The 24,321-nt window shown below is 70.2% G+C and carries 25 protein-coding genes; 13 read left to right on the forward strand and 12 right to left on the reverse strand.

The window, feature by feature from the left end; translation table 11 throughout:
- The first annotated feature begins 37 nt into the window (after positions 1-37).
- Positions 38-832: an HAD hydrolase family protein gene (locus U3653_RS06015; RefSeq protein ID WP_195077594.1), complete on the forward strand. Its 795-nt coding sequence runs from the start codon at positions 38-40 to the stop codon at positions 830-832.
- A gap of 226 nt (positions 833-1,058) precedes the next feature.
- Here U3653_RS06015 and U3653_RS06020 read toward each other — a convergent pair whose 3' ends face one another.
- On the reverse strand, positions 1,059-1,463 hold the full coding sequence (locus U3653_RS06020; RefSeq protein WP_195077595.1) for a VOC family protein: 405 nt from the start codon (positions 1,461-1,463) through the stop codon (positions 1,059-1,061).
- Positions 1,464-1,557: 94 nt separating this feature from the next.
- On the opposite strand from U3653_RS06020, the gene U3653_RS06025 reads away from it, so the two are divergent.
- A complete protein-coding gene (locus U3653_RS06025) occupies positions 1,558-2,520 on the forward strand; it encodes a helix-turn-helix transcriptional regulator (protein WP_195077596.1) in 963 nt (320 codons plus the stop codon).
- 113 nt (positions 2,521-2,633) lie between these two features.
- Here U3653_RS06025 and U3653_RS06030 read toward each other — a convergent pair whose 3' ends face one another.
- Positions 2,634-3,317, reverse strand: coding sequence for an SGNH/GDSL hydrolase family protein (locus U3653_RS06030; RefSeq protein ID WP_195077597.1), 684 nt, complete (start codon positions 3,315-3,317; stop codon positions 2,634-2,636).
- Between the two features lie 8 nt (positions 3,318-3,325).
- Positions 3,326-4,738, reverse strand: coding sequence for an MFS transporter (locus U3653_RS06035; protein WP_195077598.1), 1,413 nt, complete (start codon positions 4,736-4,738; stop codon positions 3,326-3,328).
- A gap of 103 nt (positions 4,739-4,841) precedes the next feature.
- On the opposite strand from U3653_RS06035, the gene U3653_RS06040 reads away from it, so the two are divergent.
- The gene (locus tag U3653_RS06040; protein WP_195077599.1) at positions 4,842-5,465 is read left to right on the forward strand and encodes a TetR/AcrR family transcriptional regulator; all 624 of its coding nucleotides are present in this window, start codon (positions 4,842-4,844) and stop codon (positions 5,463-5,465) included.
- Between the two features lie 350 nt (positions 5,466-5,815).
- On the opposite strand, the gene U3653_RS06045 is transcribed toward U3653_RS06040, so the two are convergent.
- The 7 genes from U3653_RS06045 to U3653_RS33230 all read right to left on the reverse strand — a co-directional run bounded on the left by U3653_RS06045 (position 5,816) and on the right by U3653_RS33230 (position 12,433).
- Positions 5,816-6,502 carry a hypothetical protein gene (locus U3653_RS06045; protein ID WP_195077600.1) on the reverse strand — a complete coding sequence of 229 codons (687 nt, stop codon included), beginning with the start codon at positions 6,500-6,502 and terminating at the stop codon, positions 5,816-5,818.
- A 90-nt stretch (positions 6,503-6,592) separates the two neighbouring features.
- Entirely contained in the window at positions 6,593-7,447 is an 855-nt protein-coding gene (locus tag U3653_RS06050) for a sirohydrochlorin chelatase (protein WP_195077601.1), read from the reverse strand.
- A 1-nt stretch (position 7,448) separates the two neighbouring features.
- Positions 7,449-8,744 (reverse strand): sulfate adenylyltransferase subunit 1, encoded by a 1,296-nt coding sequence (locus U3653_RS06055; protein WP_195077602.1) that lies wholly within the window; start codon positions 8,742-8,744, stop codon positions 7,449-7,451.
- A gap of 1 nt (position 8,745) precedes the next feature.
- Positions 8,746-9,678, reverse strand: coding sequence for a sulfate adenylyltransferase subunit CysD (cysD, locus tag U3653_RS06060; protein ID WP_195077603.1), 933 nt, complete (start codon positions 9,676-9,678; stop codon positions 8,746-8,748).
- On the reverse strand, positions 9,675-10,415 hold the full coding sequence (locus U3653_RS06065) for a phosphoadenylyl-sulfate reductase (protein WP_195077604.1): 741 nt from the start codon (positions 10,413-10,415) through the stop codon (positions 9,675-9,677). The genes cysD and U3653_RS06065 overlap by 4 nt, the downstream gene beginning before the upstream one ends.
- A complete protein-coding gene (locus U3653_RS06070) occupies positions 10,412-12,217 on the reverse strand; it encodes a nitrite/sulfite reductase (RefSeq protein WP_323123907.1) in 1,806 nt (601 codons plus the stop codon). Before U3653_RS06070 ends, U3653_RS06065 begins: the two co-directional genes overlap by 4 nt.
- A gap of 123 nt (positions 12,218-12,340) precedes the next feature.
- Complete coding sequence (locus tag U3653_RS33230) at positions 12,341-12,433, reverse strand: Ms4527A family Cys-rich leader peptide (protein ID WP_350356343.1); 93 nt, start codon at positions 12,431-12,433, stop codon at positions 12,341-12,343.
- Between the two features lie 213 nt (positions 12,434-12,646).
- Here U3653_RS33230 and U3653_RS06075 point away from each other — a divergent pair, with 213 nt between their 5' ends.
- From U3653_RS06075 to U3653_RS06085, 3 genes are all read left to right on the forward strand, one after another.
- A complete protein-coding gene (locus tag U3653_RS06075; protein WP_195077605.1) occupies positions 12,647-13,054 on the forward strand; it encodes an SgcJ/EcaC family oxidoreductase in 408 nt (135 codons plus the stop codon).
- A 185-nt stretch (positions 13,055-13,239) separates the two neighbouring features.
- Positions 13,240-14,403: a radical SAM family heme chaperone HemW gene (gene hemW, locus U3653_RS06080; protein WP_323123956.1), complete on the forward strand. Its 1,164-nt coding sequence runs from the start codon at positions 13,240-13,242 to the stop codon at positions 14,401-14,403.
- 152 nt (positions 14,404-14,555) lie between these two features.
- Complete coding sequence (locus tag U3653_RS06085) at positions 14,556-14,765, forward strand: hypothetical protein (protein WP_195077607.1); 210 nt, start codon at positions 14,556-14,558, stop codon at positions 14,763-14,765.
- A gap of 3 nt (positions 14,766-14,768) precedes the next feature.
- On the opposite strand, the gene U3653_RS06090 is transcribed toward U3653_RS06085, so the two are convergent.
- The gene (locus tag U3653_RS06090; protein WP_195077608.1) at positions 14,769-15,734 is read right to left on the reverse strand and encodes an AraC-like ligand-binding domain-containing protein; all 966 of its coding nucleotides are present in this window, start codon (positions 15,732-15,734) and stop codon (positions 14,769-14,771) included.
- Positions 15,735-15,931: 197 nt separating this feature from the next.
- On the opposite strand from U3653_RS06090, the gene U3653_RS06095 reads away from it, so the two are divergent.
- The 5 genes from U3653_RS06095 to U3653_RS06115 all read left to right on the forward strand — a co-directional run bounded on the left by U3653_RS06095 (position 15,932) and on the right by U3653_RS06115 (position 20,804).
- Positions 15,932-16,753: an alpha/beta fold hydrolase gene (locus U3653_RS06095; RefSeq protein WP_195077609.1), complete on the forward strand. Its 822-nt coding sequence runs from the start codon at positions 15,932-15,934 to the stop codon at positions 16,751-16,753.
- A 14-nt stretch (positions 16,754-16,767) separates the two neighbouring features.
- Positions 16,768-17,571 carry an alpha/beta fold hydrolase gene (locus U3653_RS06100; protein ID WP_195077610.1) on the forward strand — a complete coding sequence of 268 codons (804 nt, stop codon included), beginning with the start codon at positions 16,768-16,770 and terminating at the stop codon, positions 17,569-17,571.
- Between the two features lie 169 nt (positions 17,572-17,740).
- Positions 17,741-18,772 carry a heat-inducible transcriptional repressor HrcA gene (gene hrcA, locus U3653_RS06105; RefSeq protein WP_195077611.1) on the forward strand — a complete coding sequence of 344 codons (1,032 nt, stop codon included), beginning with the start codon at positions 17,741-17,743 and terminating at the stop codon, positions 18,770-18,772.
- Between the two features lie 139 nt (positions 18,773-18,911).
- On the forward strand, positions 18,912-20,063 hold the full coding sequence (gene dnaJ / locus U3653_RS06110; RefSeq protein WP_195077612.1) for a molecular chaperone DnaJ: 1,152 nt from the start codon (positions 18,912-18,914) through the stop codon (positions 20,061-20,063).
- Positions 20,064-20,804, forward strand: a complete 741-nt coding sequence (locus U3653_RS06115; protein ID WP_195077613.1) for a 16S rRNA (uracil(1498)-N(3))-methyltransferase — start codon at positions 20,064-20,066, stop codon at positions 20,802-20,804.
- Positions 20,805-20,840: 36 nt separating this feature from the next.
- Here the strand turns inward: U3653_RS06115 and U3653_RS06120 are convergent, their stop codons facing one another.
- The gene (locus tag U3653_RS06120) at positions 20,841-22,094 is read right to left on the reverse strand and encodes an MFS transporter (RefSeq protein WP_195077614.1); all 1,254 of its coding nucleotides are present in this window, start codon (positions 22,092-22,094) and stop codon (positions 20,841-20,843) included.
- 99 nt (positions 22,095-22,193) lie between these two features.
- Here U3653_RS06120 and U3653_RS06125 point away from each other — a divergent pair, with 99 nt between their 5' ends.
- A complete protein-coding gene (locus U3653_RS06125) occupies positions 22,194-23,096 on the forward strand; it encodes a LysR family transcriptional regulator (protein WP_195077615.1) in 903 nt (300 codons plus the stop codon).
- Between the two features lie 151 nt (positions 23,097-23,247).
- Positions 23,248-24,309: a PhoH family protein gene (locus tag U3653_RS06130; RefSeq protein WP_195077925.1), complete on the forward strand. Its 1,062-nt coding sequence runs from the start codon at positions 23,248-23,250 to the stop codon at positions 24,307-24,309.
- Positions 24,310-24,321 lie beyond the last annotated feature (12 nt).

Raw genomic sequence — 24,321 nt, forward strand, 5'->3', positions numbered from 1 at the left:
GACGGCGGACGCGGCGGCCCGGATGCACAATGGATGCATGGCATCCGGGGGTCCCCAGCTGATCGCGCTGGATGTGGACGGCACGCTGCTGGATACGGGAACACCGATCAGTGCGCGAGTGGTCGCGGCGGTGCGCGCGGCCGTGGCCGCGGGGGCGCATGTCGTGGTGACCACGGGCCGCACGCTGCTGACCACACGCCCCGTGCTCACCGAACTCGGTCTGCGCGAGGGACATGCCCTGTGCTCGAACGGCGCCGTGCACATCGACGTCGCCAGGGGCGAACCGGTGGCGATCCAGTCGTTCGACCCCGCGCCCGCGATCACCGCCTTACGCGCGCTGTTCCCGGCGATGATCTTCGCCGTGGAGAAGGTCGGCATCGGCACCTGGGCCACCGGTGCGAGTCCGGGCGAATACTCGCTCGGCGAATACCTGCTCGTCGATCACCATGCGTTGAGCAGCGAACCGACGCCGCGACTGAACGGCTGGCTGCCGGACGGCTCGCTGGAGGAGATGCTGCTCGCGCTGCGCTCCTTGCACGTGCCGGGGGCGAGCTGGGTGCACGGCGAGTTCGGGCCGTGGCTCACCGTCGCCCGTCGAGGCGTGTCGAAGGGCTGGGCGCTGGAACAGCTCCGCGTCGCCCTCGGTATCCCGGACGAAGCGACGCTGGCCATCGGCGACGGCTACAACGATCGGGAAATGCTGCGCTGGGCAGCGCATTCGGTCGCGATGGCGAACGCGCCGACGGACGTGCGCGAACTCGCGGACGAAGTCACCGGCCACGTCTTGGACGACGGCGTCGCCACCGTCCTGGAACGCTGGTTTCGTCCCTGATATCTCTACCGCGCGATGCAGTAGCCGCCGCACGTTTCCGCCAGGGAAGTGGCCCGCTGCCGATTCGGCGATGCCAGGGACCGGCCCGGGGCGGTCGCGGTGGGCGGCAACGAGGACGGCACGGACGGATACCGCCCCTGGTACGCGCGGGCCATCGGGGCTCCGGCCGTAGCGCGCGGCGGGCTGTGCGGCCGGAGGGTCGGGCCGTGTTGTGCGGCCCTGCCGATCAGGCGGGTCCGGTCTCGGCGAGCACCTCGAGGTAGTGCGGGTTGGACATGATGCCGAGAACGTTGCCGAACGGGTCGACCACGGCGGCGGTGACGAATCCGTCCCCGCGCGGGGTGATGGGCTCGTAGACGGTCGCGCCGAGTTCCAGCAACCGGTCGAACGTGGCCCGTACGTCGTCGACATGCCAGTTGACGATCGCGCCGCCGGGGGTGTTGCGCGCTCCCGCGGGGGCGTAGGCGCGGTTCACGATGCCGAATTCGTGCTGATAGTCGCCGATGCGGAACTCGTAGTAACCGTTCGGCACGTGGTAGTAGGGCTCGGCGCCGAAGAACCGGGCGTACCAGTCCTTGGCGGCCTCGAGGTCGTCGGCGTAGAACGTGCTCGTCGCCATTCCGCGCAGCATGGTGGTTCTCCTTCGTTCTCGGTTGTGGTCGTGCACCCATCATCCGAGGCAAAGTGCGCACCGAATGAGCACTTTCAGCGGCAGAATCGTGCCCATGCGAGCGGACAGGTTGGTGGCGATCCTGCTGATGATGCAGACCCGAGGGCGGGTGACGGCCGCGCAGGTAGCGTCGGAGCTGGAGACATCGGTCGCGACCGCCCGCCGCGATCTCGAGGCCCTGTCGGCCGCCGGGGTGCCGGTGTACCCGCAGCCGGGTCGCGGCGGCGGCTGGTCGCTGGTGGGTGGAGCGCGCACCGATCTGAGCGGCCTGACGGCGGGCGAGGCGCGGGCATTGTTCCTCCTGGCCGGCCCCTCGGCGGGCGCGGTGCCGGAGGCCAAGTCGGCGCTGCGCAAGCTGGTCCGTGCGCTGCCGCACACCTTCCGCGGCGAGGCGGAGGCGGCGGCCGACGCCGTGGTGATCGACCCGGCGCGCTGGGGTGCGACCGATCGCGAACTCCCGCCCCTGGTTTCGCGGCTGCAACGCGCTGTGGTGCAGCGCGAGAAGGTACGCCTGCGTTATGCGAACCGGACCGGGGAACGATCCGAGCGTCTGGTCGATCCGTGGGGCCTGGCCGACAAGGACGGTGTCTGGTATCTGATCGCCGGAACCGAACGGGGGCAGCGGACCTTCCGCGTCGATCGGATCTCCGAGGCGTCGCTCACCGGTGAATCAGCCCAGCGCCCAACGGATTTCGATCTGGCCGACGCTTGGGGCCGGGTGGTGGAGGAGATGGAGCAGCGGCGCGCGACCACCGCCGCCACCGTGTTGATCGCCGAGCGCGTGTTGCCGATCCTGCGCGACCAGCAGGGCCGCAACTGCCTCGTGGACGGACCGGTTCCCGACGGCCGCGTCCAGGTCCGCGTCACCGCTCCCACCGCCTGGATGCTGGCTCAGCAGCTGGCAGGCTGGGGCGGCGCGATCGAGGTCACCGACCCGCCCGAGGTACGCGCCGAACTGGCCCGCCTCGGCGCCGAACTGCTCGAACGATACGGACCGGACCATTCGCCCACCCCGTGACGTGTCCCGCGTAGTGGATACCGGCATCCCGGAGCGTGGGCAGCTGTTTCGAGTCACCGTTCGAACGTGGTGGAGGCAACCGTCGGCGGCGGCCTCCGCCACATCCGGCTCGGTCAGCGTGACACGAGCGCGTGACCGGCCAGGGTGCGCACCATGTCGGAGGCGAGGACGGCGTGACCGCTCATGCTGAAGTGGATGAGGTCGGCGCTCATCAGGTCGGGCCGCAGGCGCAGGGGGTGGTCCCAGAGTTCCAGCAGCAGCGCGTCGTAGCGGGCGGCCAATTCGCGGACCAGGTCGTTGAGCGCGGCCATCCGGTCGCGCATCGGACGCATCGGGGCCATGCGTTCGACTTCCCAGACGTCGGCGAGGGTGAAGGTCACGATCTGCGCTCCGGTGCGGGCCAGCGTCCCGAACAGTGTGTCGAGGTTGGTCCGCAACCCGTCGAGGTCGCCGCCCGGCAGGAACAGGTCGTTGCCGCCGCAGGTGAGATGAACCAGGTCGGGCTGGAATTCGAGCACCGACGGCAACTGTTCGGCGATGACCTGGGCGGATGTCGCGCCGATCCGGCCGGTGTTCAGGTAGGCCAGGTCCGGGCGGACCGAAGTGAGCACGGCCGCGACCCGGTCGGCCCAGCCGACGGGTTCGTACCCCGGGCTCGGATCGCCGACGCCCTGCGCGATGGAATCGCCGAGCACCGCGTAGCGCCGCCACGGGGCGTCGGCGAGCAGACGTCGCTGTTCCGCAGGGGGCAGCAGTAGAGGATCGTTCACTTCGGTGCGAATGTGGTTGTCGCTCATGTGTTTTCCTAGTGGTCCGGTGAAGGGGACGGCGTGCGGGCCGGTAGTGCGGCGAGGCAGGCGGCCACGGCGGCGATGCCGGCGCACACGGCGAAGACGGTGTGGAACGCGCCGAGCGGATCGTCGGGACGTGCCGCGAACACGGCGGCGAGCACGGCCACGCCGAGCGCGCCACCCACCTGCCGCGCTGTGAGATTCATGCCGGTGCCCGCGGCGAACTGCTGCGGCGGGAGGGCGCCCGCCGCCGCGGTGCCCAATACCGTGACGACGAACCCGATGCCGCCACCGCCGAGCACACCGGCCGGAATCCACGCCGACCACAAGGCGGGGGTGGCGCCGAAGGCGTCCGTGCTCATCCACACGGTGCATGCCGCGAACATGAGCGCACCGAGCACGCCGAGCCACCGCCTGGCCGTGGGGGAGCCGACCCGGCCCGCGACGGTCGCCGTCACCATCGACGCGACCGCTCCGATGGTCATCGCGCCCGCGGAGCCGAGCACCGAGTAGTCCCAGATCGCGTCCAGGAACAGCGGCCCCGACAGCAGCCAGGCGAACATGGCCGCGCCGAAGACGAACGACGTGGCGTTGGCCAGCGCGTACGGCTTGCTGCGCCACAGGTCGACGGCGATCGCGGGCTCGTGGTGCCGCGCGGAACGGACGAGGGCGGCAACGACCAGCAGCCCGCCGCCGATCAGAGCGGTCAGCGTCCCCACCGAGGTCCACCCCCAGCGCTGCCCTTCGGTGACGCCCGCCACCAGCCCGCCCAGCCCGAGCGCCACCGCCACGGTGCCGAGCGGATCCGGCAGCGCGCCGCCGGAAAGACGGTCGTCCCGGGCCGAAATGCGCGCCGCAGCGACGATGAGCAACAGGGCCACCGGAACGTTGATGACGAACACCGCCCGCCAGTCGAATCCCTCGACCAGCGCGCCACCGAGCGCGGGACCGACCACCGCGGCGAATCCACCCGCGGCCGACCAGGCCCCGATGGCCGCCCCGATCTTCTCCCGCGGTGTGGCGGCCAGGACCAAGCCGAGTGCGGAGGGCACCATCAGCGCCGCGGTGCCGCCTTGCAGCACCCGGCCCGCGATGAGCCACCCTGCGGTCGGCGCGAGAGCGCACAGCAGGGACGTGACGGCGAAACCGGCGAGCGCGCCGAGGAACAGCCTGCGGCGGCCGAGGGCGTCGGCGAGACGTCCGGCCGGGGTGAGCAATGCGGCGAAGGCGACCGCGTATCCGCTGACGACCCAGGTCAGCGTGGCGGTGGCCGTGCCGGGGTAGTCCCGCGCGATCGAGGGGAAGGCGATATTGACGACCGAGAGGTCGAGGAAGGCGATGAAGGCCGCACCGCAGGCGATCAGCAAGGTGCGCGTGGCCGCGGTCGCGGTCGGTGGGCTGGTGAGCCGCACGGACGCGTCGGTCATGGGAAGTCCTTAGAAGCGTGGGAAACAAAACGCACGATCGTTCGTTCACTTAAAGTACGACCATACGTTCGTATGTGCAACAGCGAAGTGGAAGAATGACCTCATGACCGAGTCCGTTGTCGCGGGTAGCCGGGCGCGCGAGTCCGATCAGCGTCTGGCCAAGGGCGCTCGCGCCCGGGCGTCGATCGCTCGGCGCGCCGCCGACGTGGCCTCCGTCGAGGGCCTCAACGGCATCAGCATCGGCCGCTTGGCCGCGGATCTCGGGGTCAGCAAGAGCGGCATCGCCACCCTCTTCGGCAGCAAGGAGAGTTTGCAGCTGGCGGCGGTGCGGTGCGCGCGGCAGGTCTTCATCGACGAGGTGATCACGCCGAGCCTGAGTGAGCCCGCCGGGCTACCGCGCCTGCGTGCCCTGGTCGAGCGCTGGTTCGGGCAGGTGGCCGACCCGGCGTTTCCCGGCGGGTGCTTCCGCGTCGCGACGCTCGCCGAGTTCGACAGCAGGCCGGGCCCGGTGCGCGACGCCATCGCCGAAGACCGCCGGGACTGGCTGGCGTTTCTGGTCGAGGAGATTCGCCGCGCCCAGGAGCAAGGACATTTCGACGGCAGATCCGCCGACGCCGTCGCCTTCCACTTGGACGCGGTGATCGCCGCCGCGCACACCGCACGGCAGATGGGTGACGAGCCGGGCGTGACCACTGCCCGAGCCATCGTCGACGACCTGCTGCGCTGAGCCGCTACGGCGTTCCGTGGCCGCCGCAGGGACCCGGGGCGCTGTCACCCGGCCGGCGTGGGAAATCAGTGGCTCGATGGGCGCGACGGCGTTGCCGTCGAACCAGGCAGGCAATGGGAATCAGTGTTCTCGACGGCCGCGACGGCGTCGTGATCGACCCGGCGAAATGGCGAGGACGGTGATTACCGGCGCGCTGTCGTGGCGGATCATGCCGACCTCGTCGCAGAAGTGCCAAGCACAGGCGCGCTGGCACATCCGGGGCGAACGGCCGGTTCGTCGACAGTCAGCGGATGCGCAGGTCCGGGTCTCTTGCCTGGCCGCGTATTCGCTCCTGCGCCGTGGCCGGACCGTCAGTCACCCGGCGAGCCGTGAACCAGGTAATCGAGGTAGGAGCCGGGAATCGGGCACATTTCCACGCCTTCGGCGTCCACGATGTGGGGCCGGATGGTGCCGGTGGGGGTGATCTCGGGGCTTTCGATCAGCACCGTCGTCGTGGCCGGAAGGGCGAAGAACTGCACCGCGAAGGGCATGGCGGTGGCCAGTTCGAGCAGCGTGGTGTAGTACGACGCGCGGTGGGCGTGGTCTTCGAAGCACTCCACCGACCAGCCGGAGAACTCCGGGTCGTCGGTTTCGGCGCGGGCCAGTACGAGCACCGGTGATTCGAGCCCGCACGACGAGACGACGGCCTGCTGGTCCTCGCCGGGGAAATCCAGACGATCGGCCAGACCGACACCGGCCGCGACTTCGCGCTGGTACCACACGTCGCGCAGGGTGCGGTCCACCTGCTCGGCCCAGGTCTGGGCATCGGTGCGTTCGGCGAGCCCCAGCGTGCCGTCGGCGCGGCCGCGTACCCGCACGAGATTCCAGCCCACCCGGATCGTCTCGCCGGGTTGGTAGCGGGTGCCCGCCGCGACGGTGGACTCCAGATACGACAGCAGCCAGTTCTCCATTCCCGGCAGCCGCGGCTCGGTGAAGAGGACGGTGAACTCGGGATGTCCGTGGCTGGCGCAGGAGGTGGTGCGGAAGGACTCGGCCATGCCACTGTTCCTAGCACGCGGCGGTGGCGCCGGGACGCTCGCGTCGTCGTCGCGGAATCCGGGGCGGTGTCGCGCGCCCGGGACGCCCGGTCAGGCCGAGAGCGCGCGGGTTTCCGCGATCGCGGCGTGGTAGCGATCGAGGATGACCTCGGTGAGGGCCGGATGCGCGCCGAGCACGTCGGCGTGGACGGCCTCCGGCGCAGCCTGGATGAGGCGATCGGTCAGCAATCCTGGCGCGAGGAACCAGGGAGCGACCAGCACATGGTCCGCGCCGTGAGCGCGCAGTCGCGAAACAGCCTCCGGGACTGCGGGCTCGGTGGTCGCGAAGCAGATTTCGGTGCGCCACCCGGTGCGCGCGGCCAAACGGGCGGCCACCTCGGCGGTCCTGGCGTTGGCCGCCGCCGACGACGATCCGACCGCCGCGACCGCGACGCCGCGACGCCGATCCGAGAGGCCGTGCGCGGCGGCGACGACACGGTCGTGCAGCGCGCCGATCAGTGCGGCGTCCACGCCCAGCACGTCGGCCTGGGTCAGGCGCAAACCGAAATGGCGAGCGCGGGCAGCGGCGAGCAGGCCCGGCAGATCGACCCTGGCATGGAAGGCGCTGCCGAGCAGCAACGGCGTCACCACCGCATGCGTGTGCCCGTCGGCGGCGACGGCATCGACGACCTGTTCCACCGACGGGGCGGTGAGATCGAGGAACGCCGTCCGGACGTCCAGATCCGGCCGGGCGGCGGCGACGGCGTCGACCACCGCCGCGACGGTCGCGGCCGATCGCGGATCGCGGCTGCCGTGGGCCACGGCGATCAGCGCGGGCGGTCCGGCCGGGCTCGTGTCGAGCGCGGGCGGATGGCCGCCGCGGGAAGTCGCGCAGTCCGGACGGCCCGCCGGGGCGATCGCGCCCAGGACCGGCGGGGCGCCGAACGGGACTCGCGACACGGCCATGTCAGGCTCCGGTGCCGACCTCGACGGCGGTCAGCACGTCGCCGACCAGACCGGCCGCCAGCGTGTTGCCGCCCGCCGGATCGATCAGCAGGAAGCTGCCGGTGTGCCGGTTGAGCCGGTAGTCGTCGGCCGCGATCGGCTCGGCGACCCGCACCGAGATGCGCCCGATGTCGTTGAGCTCCAGCGACTCCGGGTTCGGATCGGCCGCCAGGCGCTGTTCGTCGAAACGCTCCAGCAACGTGCCGACGATCGCCTGGGTGGTGCGGGTGCCGTGCTTGAGCAGCAGCCGCGCGCCGGGACGCAGCGGCTTGTCGCCCAGCCAGCACACGGTGGCGTCGAAGGTGTCGATCGGCTCCGGCGCGTCGGTGGCCGAGGCGATGATGTCGCCGCGGGAGATGTCGACCTCGTCGGACAGGATCAGCGTGACGCTGCGGCCTGCCTGCGCCACCGCCAGTTCGCCGTCGGGGGTGTCGATCCGCTCCACGGTCGTGCGGATGCCGGAAGGCAGCACCACGACCTCGTCGCCGGGAGCGACCGCGCCCGCGGCGATCTGTCCGGCGTAGCCGCGGTAGTCCGGGTATTCGGCGGTGCGCGGCCGGATCACGTACTGCACGGGGAACCGCAGGCCCAGCTCGTGGTTGCCGGTGCTGTCGGCGTCGACCGGCACCGATTCCAGGTGCTCGATCAGCGACGGACCGTCGTAGTACGGAGTGTTGTCCGACCGGGTGGCGATGTTGTCGCCGTGCAGCGCCGAGACCGGGATCTCCAGCACGTCCTCACTCGACCAGCCCAGCCTGCTGGTGAGTTCGGTGAACTCCGCGGAGATGGCGGCGAACACGCTCGCGGCGTCGTCGACCAGGTCGATCTTGTTCACCGCCAGCACCAGCTTCGGCACCCCGAGCAGCGCGAGCACGGCCGCGTGCCTGCGGGTCTGCTCGATGACGCCCTTGCGCGCGTCGACGAGCAGGATCACCAGCTGCGCGGTGGACGCGCCGGACACGGTGTTGCGGGTGTACTGCACGTGCCCCGGGGTGTCCGCGAGCACGAAAGAGCGGCGCGGAGTGGCGAAGTAGCGGTAGGCGACATCGATGGTGATGCCCTGCTCGCGTTCCGCGCGCAACCCGTCCACGAGCAGCGAGAGATCCGGGGTGGCGAGACCTTTGTCCACCGACGCGCGGGTGACGGCGTCGATCTGGTCGGCCAGAACGGATTTCGTGTCGTAGAGCAGGCGTCCGACCAGAGTGGACTTGCCGTCGTCGACAGAACCGGCGGTGGCCAGCCTCAATAGGTCGGACATGTCAGAAATAACCCTCTCGTTTGCGGTCTTCCATCGCGGCTTCGGAGACGCGGTCGTCGCCGCGGGTCGCACCACGTTCGGTCAGTCGGGACGCGGCGACCTCGGCGAGGATCGCCTCGTTGTCGGCGGCGTCGGAAAGGACGGCGCCGGTGGAGGATCCGTCGCCGACGGTGCGGTAGCGCACCGATCTGGTCTCCAGCACCTCGCCCTCGCGCGGGCCGCCCCACACGCCAGGCGTCATCCACATGCCGTCGCGCAGGTACACCGGACGCTTGTGCGCGTAATAGATGCTCGCCAGGTCGATGTCCTCGCGGGCGATGTAGCGCCAGATGTCCAGCTCGGTCCAGTTGCTCAGCGGGAACACCCGCACGTGCTCGCCCGGCGCGTGGCGGCCGTTGTACAGATTCCACAGCTCGGGGCGCTGCCGCTTCGGGTCCCACTGGCCGAAGGCGTTGCGCAGCGAGAAGATCCGCTCCTTGGCGCGCGAGCGCTCCTCGTCGCGGCGGCCGCCGCCGAACACGGCGTCGAACCGGTGCTCGCTGATCGCGTCCAGCAGCGGAACGGTCTGCAGCGGGTTGCGGATGCCGTCGGGGCGCTCGCTGAGCCTGCCGTCGGCCAGATAGTCCTCCACCTTCGCCACGTGCAGGCGCAGGCCGTAGCGCTCGACCACCTTGTCCCGGAACTCCAGCACCTCGGGCAGGTTGTGCCCGGTGTCGACGTGCAGCAGCGCGAACGGCAGCGGCGCCGGCCAGAACGCCTTGAGCGCCAGATGCAGCAGCACGGTGGAGTCCTTGCCGCCGGAGAACAGGATCACCGGCCGCTCGAACTCGCCCGCCACCTCGCGGAAGATGTGGATCGCCTCGGATTCCAGCGCGGCGAGAGTGTCGAAATCGGTGATGCCGAGCGAACGTTCGCTTCGAATGGTCTCGGTCATGATTGGTGCAACCCGCATTCGGTCTTGGCGAGGCCGGCCCAACGGCCGCTTCGCGGATCGGATCCCGGCTCCGGCTTCCGTGTGCACGGAGCGCAGCCGATGGACGGATACCCTTCCTCCACCAGGGGATTGACAAGGATGCCGTGCTTTTCGATGTAGTCCTGCATCTCGTCGTCGGACCACGGCGCGATCGGGTTGATCTTCACCAGTCCGAATGCCTCGTCGAACGAGATCAGCGGCGCGTTCGCCCGCGTCGGCGCCTCCACCCTGCGGATGCCCGTGACCCAGGCGTTGTAGCCCGCGAGCGACTTCCGCAACGGGACGACCTTGCGCAACCGGCAGCACTCGTTCGGCTCGCGGGCGAACAGATCCTTGCCCAGCAGCCGGTCCTGTTCGGCCACGGTGTGCTCCGGCTGGACGTTGACCACGTTCACCCCGTACACGGCCTCCACCGCGTCCCTGGTGCCGATGGTCTCCGCGAAGTGGTAGCCGGTGTCCAGGAACAGCACGTCGACGCCGGGGCGCACGCCCGCGGCCAGGTGCACCAGCACGCCGTCCTGCATGTTGGAGGCCACGATGTAGTTCGGGCCGAAGGTGTCCTCTGTCCACCGCAGGAGTTCGGTCGCGGAGGCGCCGTCGAGTTCGGCGGCGCCGCGCGCGGCGATGGCGCGGAGCTCGTCCTCGGACAGCTTTTCCGCGAGTTCGGTTGTCACAATTGATCTCCCGTCGACACTCATCTCAGGTCGGCCTCGTCGGCGCGGACCGCCCACTGGGCGAACCGTTCGCCGTCCGTACGCTGCTTGACGAAGTTGCGCACCACCCGGTCGATGTAGTCGCCGAGTTCGCCGGTGGTGACCTTGTGCTGGCGCAGCTTGCGCCCGAACGCGCTGTCGAAGCCGAGGCTGCCGCCGAGGTGAACCTGGAAGCCCTCCACCTGATTCCCGGCGCCGTCGTCGACCAGCTGGCCCTTGAACCCGATGTCGGCGATCTGCGAGCGCGCGCAGGAGTTCGGGCAGCCGTTGATGTTGATCGTGATCGGGACATCCAGCTGCGCGTTGATATCCGCCAGCCGTTCCTCCAGCTCCGGCACCAGCGCCTGGGAGCGCTTGCGCGTCTCGGCGAAGGACAGCTTGCAGAACTCGATGCCGGTGCAGGCCATCAGGTTGCGCCGCCACAGTGAGGGCCGCGCCTGCAGCCCGAGCGGTTCGAGCTCGTCGATCAGCGCGTCGACCCGGTCGTCGGGCACGTCGAGCACGATCAGTTTCTGGTACGGGGTGAACCGGACGCGATCGGAGCCGATCCGCTCCACCGCGTCGGCGACCTTGGTCAGGACGGTGCCCGACACCCGGCCCGCGATGGGGGAGAAGCCGACGGCGTTGAGCCCGTTGCGCAGCCGCTGCACGCCGACGTGGTCGATCGGCTTGGTCGGCTGCTCGGGCGCGGGACCGTCGATGAGCTTGCGCTTCAGGTACTCGTCTTCCAGCACCTGGCGGAACTTCTCGATGCCCCAGTCCTTGATCAGGAACTTCAGGCGCGCCTTGGTGCGCAGGCGGCGGTAGCCGTAGTCGCGGAAGATCGACACGACGGCTTCCCACACATCCGGCACCTCCTCCAGCCGCACCCACACGCCCACCCGCTTGGCGAGCATCGGGTTCGTGGACAGGCCGCCGCCGACCCACAGGTCCAGGCCGGGGCCGTGCTCGGGATGCACGACGCCGATGAACGCCACGTCGTTGATCTCGTGCACCACGTCCTGCTGGCCGGAGATGGCGGTCTTGAACTTGCGCGGCAGGTTGGAGTACTCCTTCTTGCCGATGTAGCGGCGCACGATCTCCTCGATCGCGGGAGTCGGGTCGATGACCTCGTTCAGCGACTCGCCCGCCAGCGGGGACCCGAGCACAACGCGCGGGCAGTCGCCGCACGCCTCGGTGGTCTTCAGGCCGACCGCCTCGATCCGCTTCCAGATCTCGGGGACGTTCTCCACCTCGATCCAGTGGTACTGCACGTTCTCCCGGTCGGACAGGTCCGCGGTGTCCCTGGCGAACTCGGTGGAGATCTGGCCGAGCGTGCGCAGCTGCGCGAGGTTCAGCGCGCCGCCGTCGCAGCGGACGCGCATCATGAAGTACTTGGCCTCGAGCAGGTCGATGTTCTCGTCACCGGTCCAGCTGCCGTCGTAGCCCTGCTCGCGCTGGGTGTACAGGCCCCACCAGCGGAACCGGCCGCGCAGGTCGCCCTTGTCGATGCCGTCGAAGCCGGTCTTGGCGTAGATGTTCTCGATCCTGGCCCGGACGTTGAGCGGGTTGTCGTCCTTCTTGGACTGCTCGTTCGGGTTCAGCGGCTCGCGGTAACCCAGCGCCCACTGACCCTCGGCCTTGCGTCGCACGGGCTTGCCGGTGCGCGCGCGCGGTCCGGTCGTGGTCGCCTCCGGACGCGGCCGATCCGGGCGCACCCGGCGTTCGGAGGCCGGGCGCACGCGGCGCTCCGGCTGGGATTCGGGCGTGGGCTGATCGGTCGGACCGGCGTCGGTGCTCGACGTCATGGGGTCGCTCCTGCGGGGTGGGTGGTACATCCTGCTGAGGGCGCGAGGGGCTGACTCACGCCTGCGGTGTCAGCGGGCCGATGAAGTCGGGATCGCCGGGGACCCGGGATCTGGCGCGCTGAGCTACCGGAGAGAACCGGGCAGACAGCAGGCGCTACAGACGCGCTTGTAATCGACGTGGCGACGGGCCACCAGTCGAATCTCCAAAGCGCGCATGCGGCCTATTGTGCCACGTCAGCGATGGCCTTCCGACCCCGTGTCCAGTATTTCCCGCGATTCAGCGGGAAATCCCCTGGACGCTCGACCCAGTTTGTGACGGCAGTCATAGTTCCCGGGCCGAACCAGGCGCGTGATACGGCCACCGCGCCGGGTGTGATGCTGCGCACCGCGCTTGACCTCGAGTGAAGTGGAGGTTGCACGCTCGGTGCCATGAGTACCGCAGCTGTCGACACCACCGCCGAACTCGAAGCCATCCGCGCGGTGGTCGCGAGCGTGCAACACGCCCAGCGCAACGAGCTGGTCGACGAATTCGTCGCGCTGTTCCGCGCGGACGCGATCTGGACCACCGGGCACGGCCACCGCCTCTACGGACGGGCGGCAATCGCCGAGTTCACCGCCCGCGTGCTGCCGGGGGCCACCGCGCACGGCACGGCGACCTACGAGGTGGAGCACGTGCTGTTCATCCGCCCGGACGTGGCGGCGGTGAAGGTGCGCCAGCGCTATTTCACCGCCGACGGCGTGCTGGACAGCGAAGGCAGCCCGATGTACGTCATGTCCAAGGAGGACGGCCGGTGGTTGCTCACGGCGAACCAGAACACCCCGGTCGTGGCCGACTGAACCCGATCACCGCCGGCCTGTGCCCGACGCTCGGCCGCCGCGCTCCGAATGGACGTCGCGTTCGGTGAGCCCGGGGGTCTCGTGCGTAGCGGAGTCCCGGGCGTCGGCGCGGTCGCGGCGACGTTCACACTGGACAGGTGAGTTCTTCCGCCGCCGCCACCGCGAGCACCGACACCACCACCCCGGTGCTACGCGACTTCGGCGACGGCCCGTTCGGGATCTACGTGCACGTGCCGTTCTGCGCCACCCGGTGCGGTTACTGCGACTTCAACACCTACACCGCGGGCGAACTCGGCAGCTCGGCCTCGCCGCAGTCGTGGCTGACGGCGTTGCGCGGGGAACTGGCTACCGCGGCCACGCAGTTCGCGGCGCTGCCCACCGCGACACCGGAAGTGTCCACCGTCTTCGTCGGCGGCGGCACGCCCTCGCTGCTCGGCGGTGACGGGCTCGCCGCCGTGCTGGACGCCGTGCGCGCCGAGTTCACCCTCGCCGCCGGGGCGGAGGTCACCACGGAGTCCAATCCCGAATCCACCTCGCCGGAATTCTTCGAGCGCATCCGCGCCGCCGGGTTCACCAGGGTGTCGCTCGGCATGCAGTCCGCCGCGGCCCACGTGCTGAAGGTGCTCGACCGCACGCACACCCCCGGCCGCGCGGTGGCCGCAGCGCTGGAGGCGCGGGCGGCGGGATTCGAGCACGTCAACCTCGATCTGATCTACGGGACGCCGGGCGAGCGCGACGCCGATCTGGACGCCAGCCTGGACGCGGTGCTCGGCGCGGGCGTCGATCACGTCTCGGCCTATTCGCTGATCGTGGAGGACGGCACCGCGCTGGCCCGGCGGGTGCGCCGCGGCGAGTTGCCCGCGCCCGACGACGACGTGCTCGCCGCCCGCTACGAGCGCATCGACGCGCGACTGCGCGCGGCGGGATTCGGCTGGTACGAGGTGTCCAACTGGGCCATTGGCGACGCGGCGGTCTGCAGGCACAACCTCGGCTACTGGGACGGCGGCGACTGGCTCGGCGCGGGGCCGGGCGCCCACAGTCACGTCGGCGGCGTGCGGTGGTGGAACGTGAAGCACCCCGCCCGGTACGCCGATCGCGTCGGCGGGGGCGGGCTGCCCGCCGCGGGCTGGGAGGCGCTGAGCGCGGACGAGCGATACACCGAGCGGGTCATGCTGGCCGTCCGGCTGCGCACCGGCCTGCCGCTGGCGGAGCTGGACGCCTCCGCGCTCGCCGCCGTCGAGCGCGTGGTCGCCGACGGCCTCGCCCTGCGCACCCCGGACGACCGGCTCGTGCTCACCGACCGCGGCCGTCTGCTCGCCGACGGTGTCGTCCGCGACCTGCTCGACTGATACGCGAGTGGCACATGACGGAGCCCGATCGCGAGTGACCCTCGACCATGCGCCGGATCACGGTCCGGGCAAGGCGGTGGAGTTTATGTCTCGTTCGAGTAACACGGCGACCACCGGCCGCGTAGTCTGCGACCAACCCCCCAAGGAGACTCATGGCCTCGGCACCACACTTCACCCTCATCCATGAACCGGGCGAGTTCGCGGAGGCGCGAGCAGCGGAGAAGGCGCAGAACGCGCGCCAGTGCGCCGTCGCCGCCCGCACCGTCGCCAGCTACGCGGAGAACGCCGCGGACTGCGAGTCGCTGCTGGCGATGCTCGGTCTCGACGCCCTCGCGGGCAAGCAGGCGAAGGCCTGCGACTGACCGTTACGGCTCGTCCCGGCCCAGGGCGCTGCTGCGCCATTCCCGGGGTGAGAGCCCATAGGCGGCGCGAAAGCGCCGGGCGAAATGCGACGGATCGCGGAAGCCCCAGCGGCGCGCGATCATCGCGATCGTCCGGTGCTTGTGGTCCGGCCGGGTGAGTTCGCCGCGCACCTGCTCCAGCCGCTGGCCGATGATCCACTGTTCGAGGCGGTAGTCGGTGTTCGCGCAGATCTTGTAGAGCTGCCGGACCGACATGTTGTGCGCCTTGGCGATCCGGTCCGCCCCGAGCTCGGGATCGGCCAGGTTGCGCCGGACGTAAGCGCGGATCCGGGACAGCAGGACGTCGGACGGCACGACGGAACCGTTGCCGTCGTCCGCGCCCGCCGACAACAGCAGTCCCCGGATCAGCTCGATGCTGGCGCAGCCCGACAGCGCCGCCGCAGGGTCGGCGCTGAGCGCGTCGGCGTCGGCGGTCAGCTGGACGATGTGGTTGGCCACCAGCCGGTAGTGCGGGCTGTCCTGCACCCTGGCCGCGGCCTGACCGATCAGATCGGCGGGCAGGCCGAGTTGATCGAGCGGTACCCGTAGGCAGGTCGACGCGCCGTCGCCGCGCCAACCGAAGTCGTAGGGCGCGTTGAGGTCCATGACGTGCAGATCGCCGGGTCGCAGGACGCGCAGGACGCCGCCCTGCTCGTACCGTCCGTCGCCCGCCTGCTGCACCGCGACCGCCAGCACCGGCGCGGGGGAGGCCCGCACCTGCTTCGGCGTCCGGATCAGCTGGATGCCCGAGGTGCTGGCGCGCACGACGCTCGCCGCGCCGAACCGCCACACGTCGAAGGTGGCGTGCACACGTTCGTCCGGCCCGTCCAGCACGACATGGGACGGGACCGATGTCTCCTGCGCCGCCGCGGCCACCGCGGCCGCCCGCTCGTGCGGCGCGATGGTGTCCGAATCGAACACGACCGTCATCACAGCCTCCGTCGCAAATGAGACAGATTCGGCAATCCTCGCACGGAACCTGCCGACGGGGCCGTGCATTCTGAGCCGAAGATCGTGCACGCACAGTCGCTTTTCCGGCGGGCGCCCGTCATACGCTGTCGGACGGCGCTCGCTCGAGATCGATTCCCGGTTCGGCCGATCATCCGTCCAGATCGAAGGGAACTGCGATGCCGACGATCACCACCACCGATGGCGTCGAGATCTACTACAAGGACTGGGGCGCCGGGCGTCCGGTGGTGTTCAGCCACGGCTGGCCGCTCAACGGCGACGCCTGGGACAACCAGATGAAGTTGGTGGCGGCCAACGGCTATCGCGCCATCGCGCACGATCGGCGCGCGCACGGCCGCTCCAGCGACGTGTGGGACGGACACGACATGGACCACTACGCCGACGACCTCGCCGCGGTGCTCAACGAGCTGGACGTCGAGGACGCGACGCTGGTGGGGCACTCGACCGGCGGCGGCGAGGTGACCAGGTACCTGTCCCGGCACGGCACGTCGCGGGTCGCCAAGGCGGTGCTGCTCGGCGCGGTGCCTCCGTTGATGCTGAAGACCGGGAGCAATCCGGAAGGGACGCCGATCGAGGCGTTCGACGACATCCGCGCGGGCGTGGCCGCCGATCGTTCGCAGTTCTGGAAGGATCTGTCGGTCCCGTTCTACGGCGCCAACCGCGCGGGAGCGAAGGTGTCGCAAGGGCTGCGCGACCACTTCTGGCTGATGGGCATGCAGGTGGGGCTCGCGGGCGCGTTCGACTGCGTCAAGGCGTTCTCCGAGACCGATTTCACCGCCGAGCTGCCGAACATCGATATTCCGGTGCTGGTCGCGCACGGCGACGACGACCAGATCGTGCCGTTGGCCGCCGCGGGCGTCAAGACCGCGAAATTGCTGCCGCGGGCCCAGTTGAAGGTGTATCCCGGCGCCCCGCACGGCCTGTGCGGGGACTACGAGAAGGCGTTCGAAGCAGACCTGCTGGACTTCCTGAACAGCTGAGGAGCACACACCCGATGACGAACACTCGCCGTGTGCGCCGCGCCGTGGCCGCGCTCGCCCTCGCACTCGCCGCCGCCGTGTCGGCCGGACCCGCGCGGGCGCAAACGCTGCCCACCGTCGTGCTCGTGCACGGCGCCTTCGCCGACACCACCAGCTGGGACGGCGTCGCCGCCGTGCTGCGCGAGCGGGGCTACCGCGTGCTGACTCCGGAGAACCCGCTGCGCGGACCGGCCTACGACGCGGCCGCCGTGCAGCGCATGCTGGACACGATCAGCGGTCCCGTCGTGCTGGCCGGGCACTCCTACGGCGGCTTCGTGATCAGCAACATCCACGACCCGAAGGTCGAATCGCTGGTATACGTCGCGGCGTTCGCGCCGGTGGAGGGGGAAGTGGCGCAGGCGGCCCTTGACCCGATCCGCTTTCCCGGCAGCCGGCTGTGGCCGCCCGCGCTGCAGGTGAAGGTCGTCGACGATGCGACAGGGGTCGCGGGGAAGAACCTGGACGGCTACGTCGCGCCCGACAGCTTCAACGCCGTCTTCGCCCAGGACGTCGGTCCTGCGACCGCGGCGGACATGATCGCCCATCAGCACTCCATCGCGCTGAAGGCCAACCTCGAACCCTCCGGATCGCCTTCCTGGTCCGGGACGCCGAGCTGGTATCTGGTCTCGGCCGCCGACCGGGTCATCCCGCCGTCCGCACAGCGCTTCATGGCCCAGCGCATGTCGGCTCGCACCAGCGAGATCGACGCCTCGCACGCCTCGCTGGTCTCCCGGCCCGACGCCGTGGCCGCGGTGATCGACGCCGCCGTACCTCGCTGAGCGCGTTTCGTCCCGCCCTCCCGCGGTTACATTGCAGGCGAGCGATCCGGTTGCCGACAATTAGACTGGATCAACGGACGAACCGCGTTTCGCCTGCGATGCATGGCGGCCGCGGGACGTCGGCGCCGGATACGGCGGGACGGGAGACGAAAGCGAGGAGGTGCGGCCGATGTCGAGCACCGAGGATCGGCGCTTCGAGGTCCTGCGCGCCATCGTCGCGGACTATGTCGCGACCAAGGAGCCGATCGGGTCGAAGACGCTGGTCGAGCGACACAACCTGGGTGTTTCCAGCGCGACGGTGCGCAACGACATGGCGGTGCTGGAGGCGGAGGGTTACATCACCCAGCCGCACACGAGTTCCGGCCGCATCCCCACCGACAAGGGCTACCGGCAGTTCGTGGACCGGATCTCCGAGGTGAAACCGCTGTCGTCGGCGGAGCGCAGGGCGATCCTCGAGTTCCTCGAGTCCGGCGTCGACCTCGACGACGTGCTGCGCCGTGGCGTCCGCTTGCTGGCCCAGCTGACCAGGCAGGTCGCCGTGGTGCAGTACCCGACGGTGTCGGCGTCCACGGTGCGGCACATCGAGGTGGTCGCGCTCAATCCGGCCCGCCTGCTGCTGGTGGTGATCACCGACACCGGCCGGGTCGATCAGCGCTTGGTCGAACTCGGCGCGGTGATCGACGACGAGGATCTGGCCGCGCTGCGCGGCATGCTCGGCGGCGCGATGGACGGCAAGCGCTTGGCCGCGGCCTCCGCCGCGGTCGCCGAGTTGCCCGAGCACGCTCCGTTGCGCCTGCGCGACGTGCTGGTGCGGGTGTCGACGGTGCTGGTGGAGACCCTGGTGGAGCACCCGGAGGAGCGCTTGGTGCTCGGCGGCACCGCCAACCTCACCCGCAACGCCGCCGACTTCGGTTTCCCCGGCTCGCTGCGCGCGGTCCTGGAGGCGCTCGAGGAGCAGGTGATCGTGCTCAAACTGCTCGCCGCGGCCCAGCAACCGGGGACGGTGACGGTGCGCATCGGCGAGGAGACGCAGGTCGAGCAGATGCGCGGCACCTCCGTGGTGTCGACCGGCTACGGCGCGGCGGGCGCTGTACTCGGCGGTATGGGTGTGCTCGGGCCCACCCGGATGGACTACCCGGGCACGATCGCATCGGTGGCGGCCGTCGCCCGATACATCGGCGAGGTGCTCGCCGAGCGCTGACGCGCCGACGCCACTGCTACGCTCGATCCTTCGGCCGGATAAAGTTGAGTGCACAAGACTAATGCTGTTGTCGGCGCGCTTCGCACGCGGCGCGGGCACCGGCGGCACTGTCGAGAACGACCAAGGACTAGAGACTCAAGTGGCACGGGACTACTACGGACTGCTCGGCGTCGCGAAGAACGCGACCGACCAGGAGATCAAGCGGGCATACCGCAAGCTGGCGCGTGAGCTCCACCCCGACGTGAACCCCGACGAGGCGGCGCAGGCCAAGTTCAAGGAAGTGTCGACCGCCTACGAGGTGCTGTCGGATCCGGAGAAGCGGCGCATCGTCGACCTGGGCGGCGACCCGCTGGAATCCGGTGGTGGCGGGGCCGGATTCAACGGCGCCGGCTTCGGCGGGCTCGGCGACGTGTTCGAGGCGTTCTTCGGCGGCATGAGCGGATCGGCCAGCGCGCGCAAGCCGCGCGGTCGCGTCCAGCCCGGCGCCGATTCGCTGATCCGCACCAGGCTCAGCCTGGCCGAGTGCGCGGTGGGCGTGACCAAGCACCTGACCGTGGACACCGCGATCCTGTGCGACATCTGCCAGGGTTCCGGCACCAACGGCAAGTCCAAGCCGGTGCGCTGCGAAACCTGTGGCGGCGCGGGCGAGGTCCAGTCGGTGCAGCGGTCGTTCCTCGGCCAGGTGCTGACCTCGCGTCCGTGCCCCACCTGCCGTGGCGCGGGCGAGACCATCCCGGACCCGTGCCACAAGTGCGGTGGCGACGGGCGGGTGCGGGCGCGCCGCGAGATCGCGGCCCCGATTCCCGCGGGCGTCGCGAACGGCATGCGCGTGCGGCTGGCCGCGCAGGGCGAGGTCGGCCCCGGCGGCGGTCACGCGGGGGATCTGTACGTGGAGATCGTGGAGCAGCCGCACGACGTGTTCGTGCGCGACGGCGACGACCTGCACTGCACCATCCGGGTGCCGATGGTGGACGCGGCGCTGGGCACCACCGTCGTGATCGACACCATCCTGGACGGCCCCACCGAGCTGACCATTCCGGCGGGCACCCAGCCCGGTGAGATCTCGGTGCTGCGCGGTCACGGCATGCCGCGACTGCGCTCGAGCGCCCGCGGCGACCTGCTGGCGCATCTGGACATCGTGATCCCGTCCAAGCTGGACAGCAAGCAGACCGAACTGTTGCGCAAGTACAAGGGATTGCGCGAGCGGGAGCGCGCCGAGGTGATGTCGGCGCAGTCCGAGCACAACAGCGGCCTGTTCGCGCGGCTGCGCGCGTCCTTCAGCGGGCGCTAGGTGGCGGCGACGGTCTTCTACCTCGACGAGGTGCCCGAGCCGGGCGCGGTCGCGGTGCTCGACGGCCCCGAGGGCAGGCACGCCGCCACGGTGCGCCGCATCCGGGTCGGGGAGCCGATCACCCTCTCCGACGGGCGCGGGGTGCTGGCCGCCTCGGAAGTCGTTGCGGCGCAACGCGACCGGCTCGAGCTGGCGGTGCGCGATCGAGTGCTCGCGGACCCTCAGACGCCGCCGGTGACGGTCGTGCAGGCGCTGCCGAAGTCCGATCGATCGGAACTGGCGGTCGAGCTGATGACCGAGGCGGGCGCGGACGTGGTCGTTCCCTGGCAGGCCGCGCGCTGCGTCGCGAATTGGGAGGGCAAAGCGGCCAAGGGTGTGGAGAAGTGGCGCGCCGCCGCGCGCTCGGCCGCCCGTCAGTCCCGCCGGGCCTACATTCCGGATGTCGCCGACCTGCACCGGACGGCGGATGTGCTGGAGCTTGTGCGCGCGGCCAAAGGGCGCGGCGCGATCGTGGCGGCGCTGCACGAATCCGGCGCCGCCCGCTTCACCGCATTGCCGTTCGCCGACGCCACCGAGATCGTTCTGGTGGTGGGCCCGGAAGGCGGGCTGGACGACGCGGAACTCACGGCCTTGGCCGAGGCGGGCGCGGAGATCACCTTGCTCGGCCCGACCGTGCTGCGTACCTCCACGGCGGCAGCGGTCGCGCTGGGCGCGCTCGGTGCGTTGACGCCGCGCTGGTGAGGGTTTCGCGGCGCGGCCGGGAGTGTGCGTGCGATCTCAGACCTCGACAGGCGCCGCTTTCCCGGAGTCACCGGCGGCGGCGTTCACCGACACCGCACCGCGATGCGCCCGGTGCGATACCGCCAGCAGTAATGCCGCGATGACCATCAGCAGGCCGATACCGCCGACCAGTGCGAGCCACCCGGAGTGGGCGTAGGCGATGCCCGCCGTTCCGCCGACGAGCGCGCTGCCGAGGTAGTAGGCGAACAGATACAGCGACGACGCCGCGCCCCGGTTGCCTTCGGCCATCGCTCCCACCCACGCGCTCGCGGCGGTGTGCGCCCCGAAGAAACCGGCGGTGTAGAGCAAAACGCCGAGGATCACGGTGCCGATTTGGTCGGGGATGGTCACCACGAGACCGATCGCCATGACGATCAGCGACATCCCGAGCACCCAGGACCTGCCCACCCGATCCGTCAACCGGCCGGACGCCGCCGAGGCCGCCGTTCCGGCCAGATAGAGCACGAACACCAGTCCCGCCAGTGCCTCCGGCAGCTCGAACGGCGGGCTGGTCAGCCGGTAGCCGAGATAGTTGTACATCGAGACGAACCCGCCCATCAGCACGAACGCCAGCCCGAACAACGCGAGCAAGCCGCGGTGGCGCAATTGGCTGCCGAGGTCGCCCAGCACCGTCCGGATTCCGGCGGGGCGCGCGACGAAGCCCCGCGATGGCGGCAGCCACCGGACGAACCAGACGGTGCAGGCCGCGGCCGCGATCGAGGCCGCCGCCTGCGCCCATCGCCAAGACGCCAGATCCAACGTGAACGCCGGAATCAGCCGCCCGGCCAGCCCGCCGATGGTGGTGCCTGCCACGTAGATGCCCATCGCGGCGCCCAACCCTTCCCCGCCGATCTCCTCGGCCAGATAGGCCATCGCGACCGCGGGCACACCGGCCAGCGCGATGCCCTGCACCGCGCGTCCGGCCAGCAGGACCTCCAGCGAGGGACTCAGCGGCAGCAGCAGTCCGATCACCGCCGCGGTGACGGCGGAACCGATCATCACCTTGGTCCGGCCGATCCGCGACGACAGCGCGCTCACCGGAATGATCGCCAGCGCGAGGAAGCCGGTCGTGAGCGACACCGCCAGCGCCGCGCGTGCGGGCGTCGCGCCGAACGCCGCCGACAGGCTCGGCAGCAGTGCCTGGGCGCTGTACATGGAGGCGAAGGTGGTCAGACCGGCGGCGAACAGCGCGATCGTGATCCTGCGTTCGTGGGCGATGTCCCTGGCCCCTTCGATTCGTCTGGTGGTCATGGCTCCTCCTTTCATCCAGCATCACCAGCCCGCTTTCCGGAAGGAAATGAATAATGGAAGGCAAGTTGATTCCCTGAATGCATATAGCGAGGTCGGACTGTGCTGGGTGAGGATCTGGAGTGGTTCACGACACTCGCCGAACTCGAGCGGGTCGGCGCCGCCGCGGAGCGATTGCACCTGGCGCAGCCGACGCTGTCGCGCATGCTGGCCCGTTTGGAGCGCAGGGTGGGCGCCGAACTGTTCGACCGGCACGGAAAACGGATCGTCCTCAACGAGTACGGCCGCATCTACTACGAGCACGCCCGCCGCGCGCAATCGGAACTGGATGCGGCGAAACAGGCCCTCGCCGATCGGGTCAACCCGGCCGGTGGCGTCGTGCGGCTGGCGTTCCAGCACTCGTTCGGCGGCTCGCTGGTGCCGCAGCTGATCAGCGGCTTCCGGCGCGTGTCCGGCCGGATCACGATCACGCTGTGGCAGGGAGCGGCCGAGGCGGTGACCGAGCGGGTCCTCGCCGGTGACGCCGATCTGGGCATCGTCTCGCCCCGTCCCGCCGTCGCGGGCGTCGGCTGGCGCGCCGTGCTGCGTCAGCCGCTGGTCCTGGCGGTGCCGCAGGAACACCGACTGGCCGGACGACGGCAGGTTCGCCTCGCCGAGGTGGCCGACGCGGAGTTCGTCACCATGCACCACGGCTTCGGGATGCGGCGCATCTTCAACGAACTGTGCGCCGCCGCGGACATCCGGCCCCGGATCGCGTTCGAATCCAGCGATCTGGTCACGGTGGCGGGACTGGTCTCGGCGGGGCTGGGGGTGGCGATCCTGCCCCGAGAGGACCCGCTGTCCGCCGGGCCGCTGTCGGGACCGGTGACGGTGCCGCTGGCGGACGCGGGCGCGGCTCGGGCGGTCGGGCTGATCTGGCCCGCGGCGACCACGCCACCCGACGCGGTGCGACGCTTTCGTGATTTCACCGAGGATTGGGCGCGCCGACGTGGGGGAATCCCGTGAGCGGCCGATTCCGCTCGCGGCTTATTCACTGGGCGGTGTCGGTGGTGCGGGTTAAACTTGCTCCATACCGCAGTCGAGACCGGAAAGCAGGCTATAGCCACTTTTGAGAACACAAGGCGAGATCGGCGACCCCACCACCCCAGCGGCAGGCATCGGCGCCGGCGACAACGGTTCGGGTCCCGCAGCGCGCACCGTGCGCTCGAGTATCGAACTCGCTCCTGAATCCGTGTTCCCCTTCCTCGGTTCGGCCGACCAGAACCTTCGTGAACTGGAAACGCTGCTCGACGCGGACATCCACGTCCGCGGAAACTCCGTCACCCTCACCGGCAAGGCGGCCGACGTCGCGCTCGCCGAGCGGGTCATCGAGCAGTTGGTCGCGCTCACCGGCCGCAACCGCGTGGTGACCCCCGAGGCGGTGCGCCACACCGTGTCGATGCTCACCGAGGGGTCCAGCGAGTCCCCCGCGGAGGTGCTCAGCCTGGACATCCTGTCCCGGCGCGGCAAGACCATCCGGCCCAAGACGCTGAACCAGAAACGCTACGTCGACGCGATCGACGCCAACACCATCGTGTTCGGCATCGGACCCGCCGGTACCGGCAAGACCTATCTGGCGATGGCCAAAGCGGTCCAGGCGTTGCAGACCAAGCAGGTCAACCGGATCATCCTCACCCGTCCCGCGGTCGAGGCGGGGGAGCGGCTCGGCTTCCTGCCCGGCACGCTGAACGAGAAGATCGATCCGTACCTGCGCCCGCTCTACGACGCGCTGCACGACATGATGGACCCGGAGGCCATTCCCAAGCTGATGGCGGCCGGTGTCATCGAGGTCGCGCCGCTGGCCTACATGCGCGGACGCACCCTGAACGACTCGTTCATCATCCTCGACGAGGCGCAGAACACCACCGCCGAGCAGATGAAGATGTTCCTCACCCGTCTCGGATTCGGCTCGAAGATCGTGGTGACCGGCGACGTGACCCAGGTCGATCTGCCGACCGGCGCCCGGTCCGGTCTGCGCGCGGCCAGCGAGATCCTCACCGAGATCGAAGACATCCACTTCGCGGAGCTGACCAGCAGCGACGTGGTCCGCCACCGGCTGGTCTCCGACATCGTCGACGCCTACGACCGCTTCGAGGCCCAGTCCCGTCCGCAGGTCGCCCCGCATTACGGCGGCAACCGCGCACAGCGCCGCGCGGCGAGCCGGGCCGACCGGCGCTGACTCGTCTCGCCG

The sequence above is a fragment of the Nocardia implantans genome, assembly GCF_035544775.1.
Classification (GTDB): domain Bacteria; phylum Actinomycetota; class Actinomycetes; order Mycobacteriales; family Mycobacteriaceae; genus Nocardia; species Nocardia implantans.

Coding starts and splice junctions, on each gene's coding strand:
- U3653_RS06100 (WP_195077610.1), top strand. CDS start 16,768: ATGACGAACACTCGCCGTGTGCGCCGCGCCGTGGCCGCGCTCGCCCTC.
- U3653_RS06075 (WP_195077605.1), top strand. CDS start 12,647: ATGAGTACCGCAGCTGTCGACACCACCGCCGAACTCGAAGCCATCCGC.
- U3653_RS06055 (WP_195077602.1), bottom strand. CDS start 8,744: ATGTCCGACCTATTGAGGCTGGCCACCGCCGGTTCTGTCGACGACGGC.
- hrcA (WP_195077611.1), top strand. CDS start 17,741: ATGTCGAGCACCGAGGATCGGCGCTTCGAGGTCCTGCGCGCCATCGTC.
- U3653_RS06120 (WP_195077614.1), bottom strand. CDS start 22,094: ATGACCACCAGACGAATCGAAGGGGCCAGGGACATCGCCCACGAACGC.
- U3653_RS06035 (WP_195077598.1), bottom strand. CDS start 4,738: ATGACCGACGCGTCCGTGCGGCTCACCAGCCCACCGACCGCGACCGCG.
- U3653_RS06070 (WP_323123907.1), bottom strand. CDS start 12,217: ATGACGTCGAGCACCGACGCCGGTCCGACCGATCAGCCCACGCCCGAA.
- U3653_RS06045 (WP_195077600.1), bottom strand. CDS start 6,502: ATGGCCGAGTCCTTCCGCACCACCTCCTGCGCCAGCCACGGACATCCC.
- U3653_RS06065 (WP_195077604.1), bottom strand. CDS start 10,415: ATGAGTGTCGACGGGAGATCAATTGTGACAACCGAACTCGCGGAAAAG.
- U3653_RS06015 (WP_195077594.1), top strand. CDS start 38: ATGGCATCCGGGGGTCCCCAGCTGATCGCGCTGGATGTGGACGGCACG.
- U3653_RS06020 (WP_195077595.1), bottom strand. CDS start 1,463: ATGCTGCGCGGAATGGCGACGAGCACGTTCTACGCCGACGACCTCGAG.
- U3653_RS06085 (WP_195077607.1), top strand. CDS start 14,556: ATGGCCTCGGCACCACACTTCACCCTCATCCATGAACCGGGCGAGTTC.
- U3653_RS06030 (WP_195077597.1), bottom strand. CDS start 3,317: ATGAGCGACAACCACATTCGCACCGAAGTGAACGATCCTCTACTGCTG.
- cysD (WP_195077603.1), bottom strand. CDS start 9,678: ATGACCGAGACCATTCGAAGCGAACGTTCGCTCGGCATCACCGATTTC.
- U3653_RS33230 (WP_350356343.1), bottom strand. CDS start 12,433: ATGCGCGCTTTGGAGATTCGACTGGTGGCCCGTCGCCACGTCGATTAC.
- U3653_RS06025 (WP_195077596.1), top strand. CDS start 1,558: ATGCGAGCGGACAGGTTGGTGGCGATCCTGCTGATGATGCAGACCCGA.
- U3653_RS06095 (WP_195077609.1), top strand. CDS start 15,932: ATGCCGACGATCACCACCACCGATGGCGTCGAGATCTACTACAAGGAC.
- U3653_RS06040 (WP_195077599.1), top strand. CDS start 4,842: ATGACCGAGTCCGTTGTCGCGGGTAGCCGGGCGCGCGAGTCCGATCAG.
- U3653_RS06090 (WP_195077608.1), bottom strand. CDS start 15,734: ATGACGGTCGTGTTCGATTCGGACACCATCGCGCCGCACGAGCGGGCG.
- U3653_RS06050 (WP_195077601.1), bottom strand. CDS start 7,447: ATGGCCGTGTCGCGAGTCCCGTTCGGCGCCCCGCCGGTCCTGGGCGCG.